Source organism: Pantoea sp. AG702 (genome assembly GCF_003182295.1).
GTDB classification, from domain to species: domain Bacteria; phylum Pseudomonadota; class Gammaproteobacteria; order Enterobacterales; family Enterobacteriaceae; genus Pantoea; species Pantoea ananatis.
Genome location: NZ_QGTU01000003.1, coordinates 14,268 through 35,668, shown reverse-complemented (window position 1 = coordinate 35,668; position 21,401 = coordinate 14,268). Strand labels below are relative to the sequence as shown.

At 53.3% G+C, this 21,401-nt stretch carries 18 protein-coding genes; 4 read left to right on the top strand and 14 right to left on the bottom strand.

The features are described 5' to 3' along the window. Positions 1–175: 175 nt before the first annotated feature. From yhcN (DFO57_RS09670) to yhcN (DFO57_RS09660), 3 genes are all read left to right on the top strand, one after another. The gene (yhcN, locus tag DFO57_RS09670; RefSeq protein WP_013027417.1) at positions 176–439 is read left to right on the top strand and encodes a peroxide/acid stress response protein YhcN; all 264 of its coding nucleotides are present in this window, start codon (positions 176–178) and stop codon (positions 437–439) included. Positions 440–513: 74 nt separating this feature from the next. Beyond that, positions 514–786 (top strand): YdgH/BhsA/McbA-like domain containing protein, encoded by a 273-nt coding sequence (locus DFO57_RS09665; RefSeq protein ID WP_015699414.1) that lies wholly within the window; start codon positions 514–516, stop codon positions 784–786. A 93-nt stretch (positions 787–879) separates the two neighbouring features. Further along, positions 880–1,143 (top strand): peroxide/acid stress response protein YhcN, encoded by a 264-nt coding sequence (yhcN, locus tag DFO57_RS09660; RefSeq protein ID WP_013027419.1) that lies wholly within the window; start codon positions 880–882, stop codon positions 1,141–1,143. 234 nt (positions 1,144–1,377) lie between these two features. On the opposite strand, the gene DFO57_RS09655 is transcribed toward yhcN (DFO57_RS09660), so the two are convergent. The 6 genes from DFO57_RS09655 to aaeX form a co-directional block, all read right to left on the bottom strand. Next, complete coding sequence (locus DFO57_RS09655) at positions 1,378–2,346, bottom strand: Rpn family recombination-promoting nuclease/putative transposase (RefSeq protein ID WP_014594729.1); 969 nt, start codon at positions 2,344–2,346, stop codon at positions 1,378–1,380. Positions 2,347–2,489: 143 nt separating this feature from the next. Beyond that, complete coding sequence (locus DFO57_RS09650) at positions 2,490–2,765, bottom strand: hypothetical protein (protein WP_014604891.1); 276 nt, start codon at positions 2,763–2,765, stop codon at positions 2,490–2,492. A 55-nt stretch (positions 2,766–2,820) separates the two neighbouring features. After that, a complete protein-coding gene (locus DFO57_RS09645; protein WP_110015305.1) occupies positions 2,821–4,275 on the bottom strand; it encodes an NAD-dependent succinate-semialdehyde dehydrogenase in 1,455 nt (484 codons plus the stop codon). 110 nt (positions 4,276–4,385) lie between these two features. Beyond that, positions 4,386–6,338 (bottom strand): p-hydroxybenzoic acid efflux pump subunit AaeB, encoded by a 1,953-nt coding sequence (aaeB, locus tag DFO57_RS09640; protein ID WP_013027423.1) that lies wholly within the window; start codon positions 6,336–6,338, stop codon positions 4,386–4,388. 9 nt (positions 6,339–6,347) lie between these two features. Continuing rightward, positions 6,348–7,280: a p-hydroxybenzoic acid efflux pump subunit AaeA gene (aaeA, locus tag DFO57_RS09635; protein WP_015699409.1), complete on the bottom strand. Its 933-nt coding sequence runs from the start codon at positions 7,278–7,280 to the stop codon at positions 6,348–6,350. Positions 7,281–7,287: 7 nt separating this feature from the next. After that, entirely contained in the window at positions 7,288–7,491 is a 204-nt protein-coding gene (gene aaeX / locus DFO57_RS09630) for a p-hydroxybenzoic acid efflux pump operon protein AaeX (RefSeq protein WP_014594732.1), read from the bottom strand. A gap of 230 nt (positions 7,492–7,721) precedes the next feature. Here aaeX and aaeR point away from each other — a divergent pair, with 230 nt between their 5' ends. After that, positions 7,722–8,639 carry an HTH-type transcriptional activator AaeR gene (gene aaeR / locus DFO57_RS09625; protein WP_013027426.1) on the top strand — a complete coding sequence of 306 codons (918 nt, stop codon included), beginning with the start codon at positions 7,722–7,724 and terminating at the stop codon, positions 8,637–8,639. Positions 8,640–8,671: 32 nt separating this feature from the next. On the opposite strand, the gene tldD is transcribed toward aaeR, so the two are convergent. The 8 genes from tldD to csrD all read right to left on the bottom strand — a co-directional run bounded on the left by tldD (position 8,672) and on the right by csrD (position 21,167). Continuing rightward, positions 8,672–10,117: a metalloprotease TldD gene (gene tldD, locus DFO57_RS09620; protein ID WP_013027427.1), complete on the bottom strand. Its 1,446-nt coding sequence runs from the start codon at positions 10,115–10,117 to the stop codon at positions 8,672–8,674. 65 nt (positions 10,118–10,182) lie between these two features. Then, positions 10,183–14,016 carry an AsmA2 domain-containing protein YhdP gene (gene yhdP, locus DFO57_RS09615; RefSeq protein WP_110015304.1) on the bottom strand — a complete coding sequence of 1,278 codons (3,834 nt, stop codon included), beginning with the start codon at positions 14,014–14,016 and terminating at the stop codon, positions 10,183–10,185. Positions 14,017–14,148: 132 nt separating this feature from the next. After that, positions 14,149–15,618: a ribonuclease G gene (gene rng / locus DFO57_RS09610; protein WP_013027429.1), complete on the bottom strand. Its 1,470-nt coding sequence runs from the start codon at positions 15,616–15,618 to the stop codon at positions 14,149–14,151. 1 nt (position 15,619) lies between these two features. Then, positions 15,620–16,201, bottom strand: coding sequence for a nucleoside triphosphate pyrophosphatase (locus tag DFO57_RS09605; RefSeq protein ID WP_014594735.1), 582 nt, complete (start codon positions 16,199–16,201; stop codon positions 15,620–15,622). Positions 16,202–16,209: 8 nt separating this feature from the next. Beyond that, positions 16,210–16,698 (bottom strand): rod shape-determining protein MreD, encoded by a 489-nt coding sequence (gene mreD, locus DFO57_RS09600; protein WP_006120976.1) that lies wholly within the window; start codon positions 16,696–16,698, stop codon positions 16,210–16,212. After that, positions 16,695–17,717, bottom strand: coding sequence for a rod shape-determining protein MreC (gene mreC / locus DFO57_RS09595; RefSeq protein ID WP_028715858.1), 1,023 nt, complete (start codon positions 17,715–17,717; stop codon positions 16,695–16,697). The genes mreD and mreC overlap by 4 nt, the downstream gene beginning before the upstream one ends. Positions 17,718–17,864: 147 nt before the next feature. Beyond that, complete coding sequence (mreB, locus tag DFO57_RS09590) at positions 17,865–18,908, bottom strand: rod shape-determining protein MreB (protein ID WP_003855260.1); 1,044 nt, start codon at positions 18,906–18,908, stop codon at positions 17,865–17,867. 309 nt (positions 18,909–19,217) lie between these two features. Continuing rightward, complete coding sequence (csrD, locus tag DFO57_RS09585) at positions 19,218–21,167, bottom strand: RNase E specificity factor CsrD (RefSeq protein ID WP_105079799.1); 1,950 nt, start codon at positions 21,165–21,167, stop codon at positions 19,218–19,220. Between the last annotated feature and the right edge of the window lie 234 nt (positions 21,168–21,401).

Here is a 21,401-nt window from a genome sequence, read left to right as displayed (position 1 = left end):
CATTTTAGCCATTTTTAATAACTTTTAGTTATTAAAAAATCCCAAATGGTTAAATTGCATCAACAAAACATTATTAGGCAGGTATTAATTTCTGCCGTTATTAGTCCTATACTTAGTTTCGTGATGTGAATCACACTAATAAAAAAGAAGAACAACCAGGACGAGGACATCTTTTATGAAAACTAAATCTACCATCGCTGCCTTGAGCATTTTATCTGCCCTGTCATTCGGCGCTTCTGCAGCAGATTATATTTCTGCTTCACAAGCACAAAATCTGCAGCCTGTTGGCACGGTAAGCGTGAGCGGTGTGGCCGGCGCGCCATCCGATATCAGACAGCAACTGAGCGATAAAGCCGATCAACAAGGCGCGAAAGCTTTCCGTGTTATTGAGGCCTATAACGACGGCAACTACCACGCGACGGCTGAGCTGTACAAATAAACTCGCAGGACCTGACAGGTAACCAGCGGTCCCAATGCGACCGCTGGTTAAACATCCTTACCGGAGAATGAATCATGAAAATCCAATTAACGATTGCCGCGCTGGGCGTGGCTTCACTGCTCTCTTTTGGTGCCAATGCCGCTAGCATGGTCACAAATCAGCAGGCGCAAGACATGAATCTGCAGCCGCTAAACCAAACAATTAGCGTAAGCGGTATCAATGGCGACCAGACCAACATCCGCCAGGTACTGTCTGAGAAAGCGGATGCACAAGGTGCAGGCCATTACCGCGTGATTGAGAACAACCGTGACGATACCTTCCACGTCACCGCCGAACTGTATAAATAATTCATCTGCGGCAATGTTGCCGCCCTGACAAAATCGATGACCCGCTCTATGTATGCCATTCCGCAGGTTGTTGATTGCTATGAGGAATAAATCATGAACATCAAATCAACCATCGCAACGATGAGTCTGCTCTCCGTGATCGCTTTTGGCGCTTCAGCAGCGCAGCTCGTCACGGCCGATCAAACGCAGAATCTGCAACCTGCAGGAACCGTAAGCATCAGTGGCGTTGCGGGTTCACCTATCGACTATCGCGCCCAGCTGTCCCAGAAAGCGGATGAACAAGGCGCAAGTGCCTATAAAATTATTGAGGCTAATACCGGTGACAGCTACCACATCACCGCGCAGCTGTATAAATAGTTCCTCGTCTGACGTATGACGAACCCTTTAGCCCCGCTCGCCGGGGCTTTTTTTTGCCTGAAACGCGCGGTGAGTGAACTGTGACAGGGGGTAAGCAAAGGCAGCCTTCATCCGCCAATGTTAATCGACGGGATTCAGCGACATAAAACGACATGAGCAGAAGAAGTCTGGCTTACGCGGGGGATTAATACGCTGTCAACAGTACCGTAAATCACAGACCTAAGGCGCAATATATCAATGGGCAATCTGCGCCAAATCATCGTCTGACAGTCCGGTCATCTCTGCGACAAGGCTGGGAGGCAAACCGTTTTGCAGCATTGTTCGCGCGATTTTTAGTGCAGCCGACCGTTCTCCCTCACTGCGGCCTTTCACCAGGCCACGTTGTTCACCAAGCTGAAGGCCCTCTTCCAGGCCCTTTTCCATCCCCTTTTCAATGCCTTTCTGCTCAAGCTGTTGTGCGATGGTCATCAATGCATCCTCATGTTGCGGCACCCGCTGCGCCAGCGTTCTGACGAAAAGGTCAGCGTCCGCGGTTTCGCCCGCCTGTAAAAGATAGTTTACCAACGATATAACCTGTGATGAAGAGAGATAACCCGCCAGTGTGACAGGGGCCAGCTTATCGATGAGTTCTGCTAAATCTCTTTGATGAATATGCTTTTGCAGCAGTGTTAATGCAGCCATGCTGCGGTGGCCGACAATCTCCTCATCAGGAATCACCGTCACGTCCACTAGCGGAAAAGCGTTGCTGTAGAGCCGACTGGCGAAGGCGGGAATCGAAAATTCGTCCAGCCAGCGGGTACTATAGGGATAGGGACTGCGTTTGCCACTATAGAATAAAATCGGAATGACTAACGGGAGTTTTTTGTGCCCGGCATCCAGGTGCCGCTGCATTGCCGCAATGGCATAACGCATCAGTCTGAATGCCATATGCCTGTCAGGTGATGACTGATGTTCAATCAACACATGGATATAGCCATCATCGCGGCTTGTGGTTTTTAGACTGTACAGTATATCGCTAAAATATTGCCGTAAGTCCTCTTCCACAAAAGCGCCAGATTCCAGTTTTAACGTATCCAGATCGCACAGCGCGAGAAACTCTGCCGGAAGATGCAATGCCATAAAATCACGGGCAATGGTGGGCTGGGACAAAAATTGACGGAATGTCGCATCATGGGGCGTGGGCGTGCCATTTTTACTTTTCATGTAACCTGTCCTGATGATGAGGTGGCAGGTTAGCACGACCTGAAAATGCTCAGCGTCAGCAAACGGTGACGTTGCGAGAGCTCTCGAGGAATTTCTCGCACGTGGGCGACCCGATAATACACGTTAGTCGGTCTTCAACGCTGTTAACGCTCTATTACGTTAAATTGCAGTTGTCCTTCCAGCTCCTCTTCCGCCTCGTCGAACAGCAGAATTAAGGCTCCATATCGCCGCTTCTGCCCTTGTCCTAAATTCACAAACTCTATTTTCAGGGGGAGAGGTAAACCTTTGCAGACAATGATGTCCCACAATCCATCCAAATCACAGATGGCGTACGCCTTTAAAGCAAAGCGTTCGCAAAATTGCCGTAAAAAATGGGCCTGATCGACAATCTCATTAAAATCAAAACGCTCGACTCTCATACTGGCGACTCCCGTTATCCGGTTCTGGGCGGCCCTGCGCCGCCCGGATATTCATCTAACTTAACCCGCCGAGGTGCAGCGCTTTGACCTCCAGGTACTCATCCATCCCCAGTACCGATCCTTCACGTCCCAGACCAGACTCTTTCACGCCGCCAAAGGGGGCCAACTCTGTCGAGACCGCACACTCATTGATGCCAATCATTCCACTTTCGAGCGCGGCAGAGACCCGGAATACCCGCTGCAGGTTTTGCGTATAAAAATACGCCGCCAGCCCGTATTCCGTCTGGTTGGCACGACGGATAACCTCTTCTTCGTCATCAAAGCGGAAACAGGCTGCCACCGGGCCAAACGTTTCTTCCTGAGCCAGTTTCATGCCTTCATGTGCCTCAACAATGACCGTTGGCTGCCAAAAATTACCGCCCAGCGCGTGTCGCTGACCACCCGTCAGCACTTTTCCACCCTGAGCAATGGCATCTTTGACATGCTCTTCGACTTTTTCTAATGCGGATGATTCGATTAACGGGCCGACGACCACGCCATTATCCATGCCGTTTCCGACGCTAAGTTTATCCACTTCAGCGGCCAGTTGGGTCGTAAAACGTTCGTAAACTGCACTGTGAATGAAAAAGCGGTTAACGCTGACACAAACCTGACCGGCATTGCGGAATTTATTGGCGATGGCTCCCTGCACGGCTGCATCGATATCTGCATCTTCAAAGACGATATAGGGCGCATTACCGCCCAGTTCCATCGAAACCTTTTTCATGGTTTCAGCAGCGTTACGCATTAGCGTTTTCCCCACTGCCGTGGAACCGGTAAAGGAAATTTTACGTACGGCTTTGCTGGACATAATGGCATCGCTAATGGCATGCGTGTCGCCTGCTACACCGTTAAGCACGCCATCAGGGATGCCGGCTTTTTTTGCCAGCGCCAGTAAGGCAAATGCGGAAAGCGGTGTGTTATTCGCGGGTTTAATAATGCCTGTACATCCCGCTGCCAGCGCCGGGCCTAACTTACGTGTCAGCATCGCCATAGGGAAATTCCAGGGCGTGATAGCGGCGACGACGCCGACCGGCTCACGGGTTGCCAGAATGCGCGAGCCCGCTTTAGCAGGAGGGATGATTTCACCGTTAGCCCGTTTAGCCTGCTCGGCGAACCATTGAATAAAGCTGGCGGCATATTCCACTTCGCCTTCTGCTTCCTTGAGCGGCTTGCCTTGCTCCGTTGTCATTAACTCAGCCAGCCAGCGTTTGTGTTCAATGATTAACCTATACCAGCGGTACAGCAGTTCTGAACGCCCCTTGGCGGTCTGTGCTCGCCACGCTGGGAAAGCATCCTGGGCAGCCTTTATTGCAGCTTCCGTTTCCGTTTTTCCTGCTTTTGCCACCTGAGCGACGACCTCGCCCGTGGCAGGATTCGTCACGTCAAAGGTAGACGTGGTACGCAGCCATTGCCCGTTTACCAGATAGCCTGTCTGGAACAGTTCGCTGTCGTGCAGTGAAGAATGCATTAGGTGCTCCTGTCGGTTTGTCATCTGTCAGGAAAGTATAGATGGCAAAAATGACAGGTCAGGTAACACGGGGGATCATCATGGCCGCCAGCGCTTGCCGCGGCCATAATTCAGATTTGGACGAGCGTATTTTGATATTTTTTCAGCATCTCAGCCAGTCGCGTTACCGGCTCGGTCACGCTGGTTGGGGCGTCATAGTGCGCCAGCTTGTGCTGATAGACATCCAGCTCTTTGAGTAACCGTTCGAAATAGTAACGGCGCTTTTCGTCACTGCGTACCGAGATGATCCGATCCGCCGTGTGGCGCAGCTGGCGATGATACGCAGACAGATCGGCATTAACCGGCACATCGGCAGCACGTAATCGCTGATGACCAATGATTAAGGTCAGGGCAATGCGATATTTGTCGATGTCACCCGGGAACAGGTTAAGCAGTAAAAAGAGCTGCTGATAGAGTGCCGGAAGATGGTTTTCACGACGGCGAGCCTGGTTAGTGGTCATCGCCGAGACCGCCGCATACATGAAGCGGTTGAGCAATTTACGGCCCGTGCGCGCTTTGGACTTATCCCGAATCAACAGGATGACCATCAACGCAACGAAGCTGCCGATCCACTGTCCCAGCGCATTGTCGATAAACTGCGTAAAGTTGAACTGCATCGGATTATCCAGCACCAGCACGTTGATTGTGCCGACCATGGCTCCCAGCGTACCAATCTGCCTGCGCTGAATTAAAATGCCGGAAATAAACCCTAACAGGCCAATGGCAATGCACAGCAGCACGGCACTTTGTTGGGTGTTGGGCAAAATATACATGAAATAGAGTGCGCCCAGCGGGACCGCCACCGTCATACCGTAAACAAAGTCTTTAGCCATCATGAGCGGATTGGGCATGCGCATCGCCAGTGCCGTAATCACGCCCAACATGACCATACAGCCGCTACCTGATGTCCAGCCGGTATAGAGCCAGAACAGCGAACCGAGCGCAGTCGCTACAAAGGTGCGAACACCGTTAATCATCGCATGGTGGTTTTCAGCAGAACGCGCCTGAATCACGACCTCGCGCTGAAGAATCCCCTCCTCCAGCGCTGTGATACGGCCGTTACTTTTGATGCCATGCGTCAGCAGCTGATATTCCGTTGCTGCCTCAACCCAGCTTTCCAGCGTCTCGGGGACCGTTTTACTGCTGACGGCAATTAACCGTCGCAGCGCTTTCATACGCTTGTGTACGTCTTCTGCCGTCGCTGCCTCTTTCTCCATTAACACACGATACTGCGTTGCAATGTAGTCAGGCCGTGAGTTTTGAATTAAAAAGGTTTCAGCCGCCTGGGTAATCATCGTCAGTGACAGAGTGTTCAGCATTTGCAGCCGTCGACTGGTATTCTGCCAGCGCGAAGACTCCATCATCAACTGGCTACGCATACTGCTGAGCGCCGTGGTACGCCGTACCAAAGCCCCCCAGGCTTTATCGACTTCTTCTTTGTCCTCATGCGCCACGCACAGCTGCAGCAACCTGTAATGCGCCACCAGCAGCGAGTCAACTTCAGCATCAATCACTTTTTTAATCGAACGTGGCGAGAAAATCATATCGGCCAGAATGGCGCACAGGATCCCTAAAATGATCTCGCTACAGCGTTCCACGGCATATTGCGGGACCAGCGTCAGCCCACCACTGGCATTCGCCGTCACGACAATAATTAACGCGGTGTAACCAGCCAGTCCGAGCGCATAGGAGTTTTCAACCTTGATCAGCGAAGACAGCCATACGCAGAAACCCGCCCAAATACAACACAACAGCAGCATGACTACCGGTGCGCGTACGGTCGCAATCATGATGACCAGCGCGGCGACACAGCCAATAAAGGTTCCGATGATACGAAGAATACCGCGATAGCGTAATGCGCCCGAATAGGGATCGCCGCCTGCCGCAAACGCCGTCCCGCCTGCCACAATGCCCGCCGTCATGACGGCCCAGCGGGGGGTTTCAAGGTTAAGATGAAAGCCGATCATCAGCGCCGCAACCAGCGCAAAAGTCAGCTTTATCGGGAACCGCAGGAACTCAGTCATAGCGTCCTCTTAACCAAACTCACGCAGACGGTTAAAGAAGGACATGATGGGCGATGTATCAGTATGCTGACGATCCTCTGTGCCAGTGATGACCACGGTCGCTGTCGTTCCGGCCGGATAGTGATTGCCGGGGTCCTGGTCAAGACGGATGCGAACCGGTACGCGCTGCGCCAGGCGTACCCACTCCAGGTTAGACTGGACCGTTGCCATTCCTTTACTGTCAACGCTGCTGCTGCTGTTGGTCACGCCTGCCGCGATGCTGTCAACCGTACCGCGCAGCGTCACATTGCTGCCCAATGGCGTGATCTCGGCCCGAAAGCCGGGGCGCACACCATGCAGCTTGGTCTCTTCGAGGTAAGCCAGCACGTAAAATGAGCGCTGCTGTACCAGCGCCACGGCAACCGCTCCCCGCGTAATGAATTCGCCCTGGTAGACGTTCAGGTTCGTCACCCATCCATCTGACGGCGCGGTGATCGTGGTTCGTTCCAGGTCGATCTTAGCCAGATCGCGGGTAGCGACAGATTTTGCCAGTTGATGTTCACTGGTTTGCAGATCGTTGTTGGACTGCTCAATGGCTTCGCGTGACATCGCAGAGGTCCCGAGTCGGTTTCGACGTCCGGCCTCACGGCGTTTTTCATTAACCAGTGCCTGGTAATATTCCACATCAGCCTGCGCTTCATCTAACGCTTTTTGGTACCGTGGACGATCGACCACAAACAGCGTGTCACCTTTTTTAACCCGTTGGTTGTCGTGAACGGGAACCTCGGTAATTAACCCGGTGACATCAGGTGAAATCGCGACCACATCGGCCGCAAACCTTGCATCGCGTGTCCAGGGGGATTCGGTATAGAACACCCAGGCACGGAATATGATAATGACGGCGATGATGACCAGCAGGATGGTGATCGCGTAACGCGCGATTTTTCTTATAAGCGTGTTCACGTAAACCTCAAACAAATAAACGGGATACCAGATAAAATACACAGCAGTAAAGGGCTGTATTGAAGAGTGCCGGATGCCAGACAAGATCGTAGATACCGCTGGGCGTCAGCACGCGTTTCACCATCCAGAACAGCATGAGCGAAACGATGAGTTCGATGAAAATGGGCGGAAAAGAGAGCCCAAACATGACAAATACCGGAAGTACACTCATTAAAAATCCTTAGTTCGATACGGCCGGGATAATTCACCGCCTGAAGGACGCAAACGCCTGCGCGCCATAAGCCACATCTGAACTACGGCTGACTTAATAATAGCGTATCATCGGGTGTTTTCAGGTAATGAAGCGTCGCCAGGTCATACCCCGGTCGACATATAGTAACGCGCTTAACTATACGTTTTCTACTGAATGTGATCTAAATCACTTTTTAGCCAGAGTAAACAATGGAACGACTCAAAGGTATGTCGATTTTTGCCAAAGTAGTTGAACTGGGTTCTTTTACTGCGGCCGCACGACAGCTTCACCTTAGCGTGTCATCAATTAGCCAGATTGTCGCCAAACTGGAAGATGCGCTGCAGGTAAAGCTACTCAACCGCAGTACGCGCAGCATTGGGCTCACTGAAGCCGGTAAAATCTACTATCAGGGCTGTCGCCGTATGCTGGCAGAGGCTAACCAGGTTCACGAACAGCTTTATGCCTTTAACAACACGCCGATCGGCGTACTACGCATTGGCAGCTCTTCCACGATGGCACAGAACGTGCTGGCCGGTATGACGAGCGATATGCTGCGTGATTACCCGGGGCTGAGCGTCAACCTGGTCACCGGTATTCCTGCGCCAGATTTAATCGCGGATGGGCTGGACGTGGTGATCCGGGTGGGCGCTTTAAAGGATTCGAGCCTGTTCTCGCGCCGACTCGGGGCGATGCCAATGGTGGTCTGTGCCGCTAAACACTATCTGACGCAGCATGGGACGCCGGAAAAACCTGGCGATATCACTAAATTTGCCTGGCTGGAATACAGCGTAAGGCCAGATAACAATTTTGAGCTGATTGCCCCCGAAGGCATCGTTACGCGTTTATCACCGCAGGGGCGTTTTGTCACCAATGACTCTCAGACGCTCATCCGCTGGCTTAAGGCCGGTAATGGCATCGCCTATGTCCCGATGATGTGGGTGGCGGATGAAATCAAGAAAGGTGAGATTGATATTTTGTTCCCGCAGTACCAATCTGACCCACGACCGGTTTATGCGCTTTATACTGAAAGAGACAAGCTGCCGCTGAAAGTGCAGGTTTGCATCGACTATCTGACGCAGTATTTCGAGCAGGTTGCCGAGCAGTACAAACAGCACCGCAAAAGCTAAAAACCCGCCAGTTGGCGGGTTTTGCGTCTCGGTCAGGCGGTGCCGCCGATTGTCAGCTTATCCAGCTTGAGTGTGGGTTGCCCCACGCCTACCGGCAGGCTCTGTCCTTCTTTACCACAGACGCCAACGCCTTTATCCAGCGCCAGGTCGTTGCCGACCATCGAAATTTGCTGCATTGCCTCGATACCGGAGCCGATCAATGTCGCCCCTTTTACGGGTTTGGTCACTTTGCCCTTCTCAATCAGATAGGCTTCCGAGGTGGAGAACACAAATTTTCCGGAAGTGATATCGACCTGACCGCCGCCAAAGTTAGGGGCATATAATCCGTACTCCACGCTTTCAATGATGTCCTGCGGCGTGGATTTACCGGCAAGCATATAAGTATTTGTCATACGCGGCATCGGCAGGTGCGCATAGGATTCGCGACGACCATTACCGGTGGGATTCACCCCCATCAGACGGGCATTCAGCTTATCCTGCATATAGCCTTTCAATACGCCATTTTCGATCAGCACATTGTATTGCCCCGGCACGCCTTCATCGTCGATAGCTAACGAACCCCGCAATCCATCAATCGTGCCGTCATCGACAACGGTGCACAGATCAGAAGCGACCAGTTGGCCCATCTTGCCGCTAAAGACCGATGTACCACGGCGATTGAAATCACCTTCCAGGCCGTGACCTACGGCTTCGTGCAGCAGTACGCCCGGCCAGCCAGCGCCCAACACCACGGGTAAGGTTCCTGCAGGCGCAGCCACCGCTGACAGATTTACCAGCGCCATGCGCACGGCCTCACGAGCCCAGGCATCGGCCCGCACCTCGCCGTTCTCATCGGCCAGGAAAAAGGCATAGCCGGTACGCGCACCGCCGCCGCTTGAACCGCGCTCACGCTTGCCCTGATCTTCAACCTGGACGCTGATGGACAGACGAACCAGTGGGCGGACATCGGCGGCTAAGGTGCCGTCAGTGGCGGCAACCAGGACCTGCTCATAGACGCCAGTCAGGCTGGCATTGACTTCCTGAACGCGGGGATCGGCAGCACGTGCGACCTGGTCTACACGATGCAGAAGGGCTATTTTATCTTCACGGCTCAGGCTACCGAGCGGATCGACCGGCGCGTACAGCGAGCGGTTAACTACGGCCGACAGCGTCTGTGCCTTGCCGTTGCCTTGTTCACGCACAATGCTGCGTGCCGCTTCAGAAGATAAACGCAACGCATTCAGGGTAATTTGGTCAGCATAGGCAAAGCCGGTTTTTTCACCGCTTACGGCGCGTACGCCCACGCCCTGATCGATATGGTAGGACCCGTCTTTAATGATTTTATCTTCCAGAACCCAGGATTCATGGAAGCTGGACTGGAAATAGAGATCGGCATAGTCCAGACGACGTTCTGAAAGCTGCCCTAACAGGGAAAAAAGGTCCTGCTGATTAATGTTGTTAGCAGTTAGCAACTGCTCACTTACCAGATTCAGAGTCATCGTTTCTCACTTAATATGTGCTCGGATAATCATAGCCTGCGGCAATTATGTTACGCCGTCAAATATCACTTGTTATAGGTTTCGCGTGGTTTACGCATTACTTCATCAATTTCAGGCTTATCCAGCGGCCCGCTGATGTGATAACGCAGCACGGAAATCTTACTCCAGAGCGGCCCCAGCACCTTGCTGGCAGCAAATACCGCAGCGCCCACCACCGGATTGATGGCAAACGCAGCCGCTACGCCGACTGAGGCTGAGATTTCTGGCGTGACTATCGCTTCCATATCAATGCGGCGCTTCACCAGGTCCATATTCCCCTGCATGGCGATATCCGCTTCCAGCCCATCGACAAGCAGGTTATCCGTGCGTACGACGCCATTTTCAATCCAGGCGGTGCCGTTGATGGCATCGAAGTAGAATCCTTTGTTAAAGGTATCGCTGAAGTCAAAACGCAGTTTGCGCAACAACGCATCAAAGCTCAGCAGACGCAGGATCTGTCCCGCAGCGCCGGTATCCACATCACTGATTTGCCCTTTGCCAAAATGCGTTTTTAATGTGCCGCTCAGCGTTTCCGCTGCAGGCTGCCACGGTGCAGAGCGCCAGTGCAGATCATAATCAATCTTGAAAGGCGCATCCCGCAGCGGTGTATTTACGCCAAACCAGTTGGTGGCGTTATTGATGTTGCTGCCCTGTAATGTGCCTTTCAATGAGGTTCGCTGGTCGTCTGGACGATTAACCCATTCGCCCTGAATATTCAGGCGCGAGGTGCCGGTGTCAACCAGTCCGTTAGTGAGTGCTAACGTACTTCCATTGGGCTGCAGTCTGGCGTTCACCCGGCCATACTTCTGCCCCATCAGCCAGCATTCCGCACACTGCAGCTGTAAGGCAGGCCACTGACTAAAATCGATCCGCTCGCTCTTTTGTCCCAGCGGTGAAGTCGACGCGCCTTTTTGATCGGCCGTCGCCTTCCATTCTGGATTGTAATACAGGTAATCCAGTGCAATCTGCCACGGGGCCGAAGGTGAGGTCGTTAACTGGCCTCTCAGCTCATCGGCGTTGACCTTCACCCGGGTCTTACCACTCATTTCCTGAGTGAGAGAGGTATCAACGTTATGCCACTGTTGCCCGGCCAGAGTCACAGAAGGACTGCGCAGGATAATATTGCCTGGCAGCGTTGCGCCGCCCACCTGATGCTCACCCGTCGTCGAACGGGTTGATCCGCCGCCGCCGGTCGCCATCAATGCCGCCCAGGCTTCGCCATCCAGCGCCGGCAGGTTCAGCACCATTCCCGATCGGTCTGGCAACGTCGGTAGGGTTTTTGTATCGTTAAGCCAGATGCCCCGATCGACGCGCAGTGTGGGTTCCAGCAGCCAGCGGCTGTTGAACTTATGTCGTTCATCCACGCTACCGCTGAGATCAAAATGCGTTAAATCGCCTTTAGCATTGACGGCGATCGGCAGGCTTTCGCCCGCTTTTTTATCAAGCGGCGAAGGTAAGCGACTACTTACTTCTTTTCCGTCACCTTTCAAGGCTACGTCATAACGCGCGCCGCCCTTGTGCGGTAAGGAAACGTTCACCTCACCCTGCCAGGGAAGATGCCCGGCCAGTTGGGTGCCAATCTGAGGCGGCATTCCGGTAATTTTTGCCAGCTGCCAGTCAGCAAGCAACTTTACGTTAACGCCAAAATCATCGGGGTTTTCTTTCGTACTAAAGCTGACATTGAGTGGCTGACCAAACCAGTTAGCCTGCATCTTATCGCTTTCGAGATTGCCGTTGTCATAACGAAACTGTCCTGTCAGATGCGTCATGGTGGTGTTCAGCGGCTTGATATGCAGGCTGTTATTGTTCATCACCACATCACCGCTGGCGCGAACATCCTTACCATCCAGCGGAATATCAAGTTTGAGGTGGCCCTTGGTCAGACCTTTAATCTGTAGCTGCTCCAGCGCCGCGCCCAGCGAGGACTTAAGTGGCGTGTGCTGAAAGTATTCGCCAATTTCCTGCCCATAACCGCTGATATCGCCATTGATAATCAGCTTTTCCTTCATGTAATCAGGAATGACGGCGCTGACGTTGCGGGCATTAACCTCCCCCAGTTTTGCCAGAGGAGCCTGCATCCACAAACCGTCATTGAGAAAGTTAAGATCGATATCGAGATTGCTGATATCCGGCCAGCCCGGCTGGAAGCCATAGGTAGCCTTGCGTAACGGTACCCAGACCTGAAACATGCCGTCGTTGTGCTGGAAGGGGAAAAGCGCCGGATTGCCATTGAACAGCAGCGTGGCATTGTCGACCCTGCCCCCTTTTACGGCACCGCTCAGATAGCGCGTAAGTGAATGCCCCATTAACGGCGTTGGGAAATAGCGCCAGGCATCGCCCGCGTCAGTAACGTTGATCCCGGCCAGGATATCCAGCTGAGGATGCGTATCGGTATTTTGCTGATAACGGAAATCGCCATGCGCCCAGAGTGAACGCGCCTGTACATCAAGATCCTGACCTGCCAGAGTCAGTCCGTGTTGGTCACGCAGCCAGTTCATGCTGCCGGTCACCTTCTTGATCTCTAACGGGGCCTGGAACATATCACCATAGGGCACCGTAGCCTGACCCATCGCAATCCTGGCCTGTCCGTTATTCAGGCTGCCTGCTGCCTCGCCACTTAAATGACTGATTCCCGGAACCAGTTTCCAGTACTGCCAGCTGAAATCTCGCCATTTAACCTGAAAGCGTGTCTGCTCAGGCTGCTCAACAGGAATATCCAAGGCCAGCCCGTCAATGGTGCCGCGAGGTCGCAGTGCTCGCCAGTTATCAAACAGCGCCGGTGACAAGGGCGCAAACAGCGGCACCAGGGGGGCAATATGGTCCAGCGCCAGTTGCGTCGCGCGAACCCGTACCTCAGCGTCGCTGTTGCTGCCCAGCATCTGCGCGTCCTGAGGTTGCCAGAGCAGCGAAAAATGACCAGCGGGCCAGGCGTTACCGTCTGTGCTGAGTTTGGTTTGCGGCACATTAACCACCCAGCCATTTTTGTAACGCGACAGATGGGCAGTAAGGTTATCAACGCTCAGCGTATGTAGGCCGCTTTCGCCCTGCCAGCTTGCGCCGCCCCGACTTAACAGCAGATCGCCGGCATAGACGTCGCCATCGCGCAAATTAACCCAGGCCGCCAGACTGAATCGGGCACTGTCAAGACGCGTATTATCCCGCACCCAGCGGCCCAGCCAGGGGCGCATATCAACGTCATCAGCCTGCATCCAGATACGACCATCGTTGAGTAAGCCACCGCTGTCTTTCAGGTCGAGACGGACCTGCACCACGCCGTGCTGGCCGGTAAAGCTCGACAAGCTGACTTCACCTTCAGCCCGATGCCGGGTGTTTTCATTCAGCCATGTCAGTTTCGGTATCGCCAGTTCAGCATGTTGGCCGGATGGCGTGATAAAACGAATGGTGCTGTCACGCAGGTCAAAGTGATCGAACTGGCGCAAAAACAGATCGTTAACCTGGGTGAGTTTGAAACTGTGCTTGTCATTGTCACTGGTTAACAGAGGCTGTGTGCTGTCGAGATGTAACTGCCAGAAGGTAAGATCGCGGAACTGCCAGCGCCAGTGAAGCAGTGACTGCCAGACGTCCAGTGCCACGGTGATACGCGCGATAGAGAGCGACCCCGTCTCTTTCATATCGACGTCTAAATTGCGGATTTGTAGCGTGGGCCCAAAATTCTCCCACTTGCCACGTAGCTCACTGGCTTTCACGTTGACGCCGCTGGCGTCAGAAACCCACTGAAGGACCTGACTGCGATAGGCATCGAGATGCGGCATCGCCAGACGTAGCGCGCTGACGAGCAGCGCCACAATCACAACGACTGTCGCGAGCAGCAGTAACAGAATTCTTGGCAACTGCCTCACTCACACCTCTCCTTGTCTACCGTTAACGACGGATGGTTGCTGCTCATACCCGGCGTCCTATGACATAGCGGTATGGGTTCACATTTTACCCTAAAATGTGCAGTCAGGCATCGTCAGCCCGACCAGCCAGTATTACATCATCACCACGTCAAATTGTTCCTGGGTGTAAAGCGCTTCGACATGCACCTTTACCTGCTTGCCCACGAAAAGCTCCACTTCGGCCAGCGCATGGGACTCATCCGTTTTCAACGCTTCACCTACGGTTGGCGAAACATACACCAGGAAACGATCCGAATCATAAGCATGGTGCACGCGGACGATTTCGCGCATGATTTCATAGCACACGGTTTCAACCGTTTTCAGCGTGCCGCGCCCTTTGCACACAGGACAGTCTTCGCACAGCACGTGCTCAATGCTTTCGCGCGTGCGCTTGCGGGTCATTTCCACCAGCCCCAATGCGGAAAAACCGCTGATACCTGTCTTGACCCGATCTTTATTCAGCGCCGTTTCCAGTGAATGCAGTACGCGACGACGATGATCTTCATTACTCATATCAATGAAGTCGATGATAATAATGCCGCCAAGGTTGCGAAGCCTTAGCTGACGTGCAATGGCCTGAGTGGCTTCCACGTTGGTATTAAAGATCGTCTCATCAAGGTTTCGGTGTCCGACAAAGGCACCCGTGTTGATGTCTATCGTCGTCATCGCTTCAGTTTGATCGATGATGAGGTATCCGCCAGATTTGAGTTCAACTTTACGCTCCAGCGAGCGTTGAATCTCATTTTCAACGTCGAACAGATCGAAGATGGGCTGCTTGCCGTTGTAAAGTTCGAGCTTGCTGGCCATCTCGGGGATGTATTCGCTGGTAAACTCGTTAAGTAAATCACAGGTCAGCCGCGAGTCTACGCGAATGCGGTCAAGGGCTGCGCCGGCAAAGTCTCGCAGAATACGCTGCGCCAGCGCCAGTTCGCCATAAAGCAGGCAACGTGTCTGGTTACGTTTTTTCCGCTCGCTGACTTTGGTCCACAGACGTTTCAGAAAGGCGGCATCCTGTGCCAGCTCTTCTTCGCCAATGCCTTCGGCTGCCGTGCGAATAATAAAGCCGCCCAGATCGTCGCAGTAGTCAGCTACTACCGCTTTGAGACGCTCGCGTTCTTTTTCACTGGCAATACGTTGAGAAACCCCGACGTGCGCAGCACCAGGCATGAACACCAAATAACGGGAAGGCAACGTGATATCCGTAGTCAGGCGCGCGCCTTTTGTGCCAAGCGGGTCTTTCACTACCTGCACGACCAAATCCTGCCCCTGACGAACCAGTTCTGCGATATCGCGTACGACAAAATTTTTCTTTTCATCGCCTGCGACACATTCCGTATGCGGCATGATGTCAGAAGCATGCAGGAAAGCGGCCTTGTCCAGTCCGATATCCACAAAGGCCGCCTGCATGCCAGGCAGCACGCGACTGACGCGTCCCTTGTAGATATTGCCAACGATGCCGCGTCGGGCTTCACGCTCAATATGGATTTCCTGCAGGATGCCGCCGTCGATATAGGCGACACGCGTTTCAGCAGGCGTAACATTAACCAGTAGTTCAGCCGTCATGTTAACCCCTTACGGCACGCAGTGACTGAAAATGGTCGATCAGCTCCGCTGTCTCAACCAAGGGCAATCCGACCACCGCGTGATAACTTCCATTGATTTTACGAACAAAGTTTCCGCCCTTCCCCTGAATGCCGTATGCGCCGGCTTTATCCATGGGTTCACCTGTTGCGATGTAATCGGTAATGTCGCGCGCGGTTAAGTTACGAAATGTCACCTCGGTTACCACCAGGCAGTCCAGCACCTGCTGACGATCGGCGAGGGCAATTGCGGTCATGACCTGATGGGTTTTCCCGGAGAGTTTACTGAGCATGGCGCTGGCATGGTCGGCATCGTGCGGTTTTTCCAGCACTTCTCCATTGAGCACGACAATGGTATCCGCGCCCAGCACCGGCAGATCGTGTTGGGCAATCAGCGTGCCGGCTTTCGCTTTGTCATGCGCCAGGCGGCGGACATAAACGTCTGCCGCTTCATGGGGCTGACGCTGTTCTTCAACGTCAGTGATGATGCGCTCAAAGGTCAGACCCAGTTGGGTCAGCAGCTCACGTCGACGGGGAGACGCGGAGGCCAGATAAAGGGTTACCATAAATTTCCTTATTGAACAGCGAACTGACGGCGGATCTTTCTCATTAATAAGAATAGCCACGGCCAGAGAATCCCGTCGACAACACTGCTCCAGAAAATTTCAGGGCGGAATGAGACGTTGATCACCAGAAACTCCGCCCAGAAGACGATCACATCCATTGCTAATGACAGCACCATAACCATTAACGCCTGCTGCCACAACGCTAAGTTACGGAATAGCTGGAATTTAAATGCGACCAGATAGGCGATGATGCTCAGCGCCAACGCCCGAACGCCGAGCGTCGAACCCGCGATTAAATCCATAATCGCTCCCAGCAGAAAACCACTTCCGACGTTGACACGGTGCGGTAGCGCCAGAACCCAATACACGAGAATCAGCAATAGCCATGATGGCCGGAACATATAGATCTGTTCCGGCCACGGCATGATTTGCAGAATAAAGGCCATAAGGAAGGACAGCCAGATAACCCATCGACCCTGGCTGCGATATCGACTCAATTCTGGCCTCCGCGTGAGCGCGAAGCGGAACCCTGTGCGGCGCTTTCGCCACTGCCCGAAGCCGGAGTGGTGTTCTGCGCTGAAGGCGCAGGAGGGCCCATTTCACCGGCGGGAGGCAGAACCTGCGGCATCATTTGCATCAGCCGTTCATTAGCTACCCGATGAACATCGTCAGGTGCCATCGGCATCTCGCCTTTGCGATCCGCGCCCCACAGCAGCAGCAGGTAACGCAGACGTTGCAGACCCGCGGTGGGATGCGCCTGAATGACCGTGTAGGCGCGCTGTGTGTCAACCTTGACCGATGACACAACACCCACCGGATAGCCTTCAGGGAAACGGCCACCTAAACCAGAGGTGACCAGCACGTCACCAACGCGAATGTCAGTATTGCCCGGCAGATGCTCCAGCTGCAGATCTTCCGTACAGCCATTACCCGCTGCGATGACACGAATGTCATTGCGCAGCACCTGAATAGGCAGCGCATGTGATGCATCACAAATCAACAGAACACGGCTGGTGAACTGGCCTACGGCAATCACCTGACCGACCACACCTTTATCACTGATAACCGGCTGGCCTTCGTATACGCCATTCGCACTGCCCTTATCGATCACGACCTGATCGGTGTAAGGATCGGTGCCGGTAGAGATCACCTGGGTCACCATCTTGTGCTCGTCCTGACGCAGTGGGGAACCCAGCAGCTCGCGCAGGCGCGCGTTCTCCTGCTTATATTGCCCCAGCATGAGCAGGTCGCTGTTCTTCAGAAAAAGCTCTCGACGTAACGCTTTATTTTCCAGTTCGAGCTGCTGGCGAGAAGCCAGCGTGTCTGACACGCCATCAAGTAGCTGGCGCGGCCCGTTGGCCAGGAAGTAAAACGGACTGACCGACGTGTCCAGATAGTTGCGTATTTGAGTAAATGAACTCACGCGACTATCAGCGATGATAATGGCAATCGCCACAATCACCGCCAGAAATAGACGCAATTGCAGAGAAGGCCCTCTGCTAAAAATCGGCTTCATATAATCTGCGTGTTCCTCGACTACAAGGTAAGAAAGTACGGGCGGGCCGCACTTTCCTGGGCTGGTCACATCATACCGATGCACGCAGCGCCGGTTTACACGCTACTCCCTGCGCATTGTTACAACGATTCCAGCCGGTTGAGGCAATTATTCTTCGCTGAATAAATCGCCGCCATGCATGTCGATCATTTCCAACGCTTTACCGCCACCGCGAGCCACGCAGGTCAGGGGATCTTCCGCGACGACCACAGGAATACCGGTTTCTTCCATCAGCAGGCGATCCAGGTTACGCAGCAGCGCACCACCACCGGTCAGTACCATACCGCGCTCGGAGATATCAGATGCCAGCTCCGGCGGGCACTGTTCCAGCGCAACCATGACTGCACTGACGATACCTGTCAGAGGCTCTTGCAGGGCTTCAAGAATCTCGTTGGAATTAAGTGTAAAGCCGCGTGGCACACCTTCCGCCAGGTTACGTCCACGCACTTCAATTTCGCGCACTTCATCGCCCGGATAAGCCGAGCCGATCTCATGCTTGATGCGTTCTGCCGTGGCTTCACCAATCAGTGAACCATAGTTACGGCGCACATAATTAATAATGGCTTCGTCGAAACGATCACCGCCGATACGGACGGATGACGAGTACACGACGCCGTTCAGGGAAATAACGGCGACTTCAGTGGTACCACCACCGATATCGACGACCATAGAACCCGTTGCTTCGGAAACCGGTAGGCCAGCACCAATCGCGGCCGCCATCGGCTCTTCAATCAGGAAAACTTCGCGGGCGCCAGCGCCCTGGGCCGATTCGCGAATCGCACGACGTTCAACCTGGGTAGCGCCAACTGGCACACAGACCAGCACGCGCGGGCTTGGACGCATAAAGCTGTTGCTGTGAACCTGCTTAATGAAGTGCTGCAGCATTTTTTCCGTCACAAAGAAATCGGCGATAACGCCATCTTTCATTGGACGAATAGCTGCGATATTGCCTGGCGTACGGCCAAGCATCTGTTTGGCGTCATGACCTACTGCCGCCACGCTTTTTGGTGAACCGGCACGATCCTGGCGAATAGCAACCACGGAAGGCTCGTTCAGCACGATGCCTTGTCCTTTTACATAAATCAGGGTGTTCGCGGTACCCAGGTCAATGGACAAGTCATTTGAAAACATGCCACGAAATTTTTTAAACATACTAAAGGATAATCCTGCAAGCTGGAGGCGGAAAATAAAATCCGCTTACTTTACCAACCACACGAAGCTGCCACAAGGCGCAAAAACGTTCTGCTTCGGTGAAAAATTAGACTGCATTCGCTTTACATCATTTATGCCTGTTGCGCACACGAGCGGAACAGCGATACCACGGCATCAGAGCGGCATGTTAAAGAATTTTCTTAACTTTACTCCGACATAAAATCTAACATTTCAGGCGCATTATTCTGCCTGTTTATTGTCACATATTCACCAAAAGCGCAGGCGATAACCCTGAAACCGGTCAAACGATTAAAAACGGTAACGTTGGGAGTACTTTTTTACGTTACTGTTAACCGGTTGTGAAGGTGAAAAAAAGTCACCCTGACCACCTTCTACACCTAACCCGACCAAAGTCTGCCACTCTGCGTGCGTTCGCACGCCAGTCGCATACAGCTGCGTCCCGGTGGGTTTGCAAACATCCAGTAAGCTTCGCACGAACAGCTGGTTTTCTGTACGGCGCTCAATATTACGCACTAAACCCGCATCCAGCTTGATCAACTCAACCGGTAACTGCCGGATATAGGCACTGCTGACCACCGTCAAACCCGCCTGATTAACGGCGATGCGACAACCGAACGCCTGCAATGCGTGAAATACGGGAATCAAATCGCTGATGTGTTGACAGACGTCCCCTTCTGCAAGTTCAAATAAAAATCGCTTTCTTTGACTTTTTGGGCACTGCAGCAACATCGTGTGCAACCAGGCAATAAAGGGACGTTTCAGCAACGACTCAATGTTAACGGGGATCGCCAGCGTCTCTTCCGGCCAAAGTTCAGAGAGTGCGGCAACGCGTAATACCATCTGCCGGTCCCAGTTCTCAGCCATACCGAGCTGCTGAACCAGGGGCATATATTCTGCCGACAGGACCTCTTTATCCCCGTCAAAAATGCGCGTGAGCAGAACGCGATGCCGCACCTTACCCTCTCTGTCCACGGCGGGCTTTTGATATAACCGGGGGCCGCCGCGACTTAAGGTATTTTCCAGCAGAGTACGCCAGCGAACGCTGCCGCGCCCGGCATCCAGGGGATTTCCTGCGCCATTGGACCAGTTGTTTCCGCCCGACAGGGTTGCCCGACGCGTGGCCATTTCAACGTTTTCCATGACCTGGGGCACCGTCTGTCCGCTGTGCCATGCGCTGATACCAATGTGGATAAAATCGTCCCGGTTGACCATGCGCATAGGCGGCAGGGCATCGACCGCATTGATGAGGTGATCGGCGATGCTGTTGGCCTCTTTCAGGCTGCGGTGCGGCAGTAAGACCGCAAAATCGCTGCGAAAATAGCGGGCCAGAAGTGCGCCGGGGTAGCGCATGACAAAGGTCGACAACATATTCACGACATTGAAGAGATACTCTTCGACCAGCACGGGCCCCAGTGAATCATCATGTGTATCAAGTTCAGGAAAACGGATCATCATGACCACGCCATGCGTGCCAACATCTTCCTGATCTTCAAGCAGCGTTGCCAGCTGACTGTCGAAGAAAAGGCGATTATTCAGCCCCGTCCGCCCGTCCTGTGCAGCGAAGGTACGAATTAAAGTATCAATGCGTACACGCTGCTCACCGGCTTCCTGTAAATCGGAGAGCAACACGTCAATTGCCCGGCTGGCTTTAGGCGGCCACTCATCAGCATGCTTCTGGCGATAAAGCTGGCGCGCGCCGCTGAGTATTGATGCCGATCGGCTCTCCAGCTGTTCCATTCCGCGCCATTGTCTTACCAGCCAGCGATGGGTGATGAACAGCGTCACCGCCATAATCAGCACCACCAGCATCAGGGCGGCAAGCGTATAGGTGGTGGGAATAGATCGTAGCCAGGTTTGTGCCGGGTCAAGTATCGTCAATTGCAAACGCATACCCGGCTGATGCATCAGCGCAATGTCAAAGTGGATGTAGCGGTTTTTTTGATGTTGCAGCATCTGGTTTTCATGGCGGGAAAGCGTAAAAACATTCTGCCGGCCATTGTATAAAGATAATTGCTCAGCGTTGATGACGGGTAAGACCGGCGCAAGCCAGGCTTCTAACGCATCGGGCGGCTGTTTTAGCAAGACTTTATCCACTTCCGTTGCCAAAACCTGTACGCGATTTTCAACGCGTTGATGCGTGAGCCAGAAAACGCTAAAAGCACAGCCCACCAGCATTAAAACCATTGCCAGTACGCTAATAAATGTAATAAATGCAGAAAGTTTGGTAGTTAATCGCATCCCTGTGCCTGTTTCACTACGGTTGTAGCCGAATCACGCCGCCCCTCTGCCCGTCCGCCGGGAGAAATTTTGAGAAAAATAACACAAATTGTTCCCGGCGGCAGCGAGGTCGTGCATGAAGCCGAAGTATACCGTTGAGAAAGGCCCAGAGCGCTTAATTATCCTTTTTTCAGCGCATTCTCATTGGAAGGGTTTACCAGGAAATTTCACATTTTTGCGGCAAAATTCGCCAGC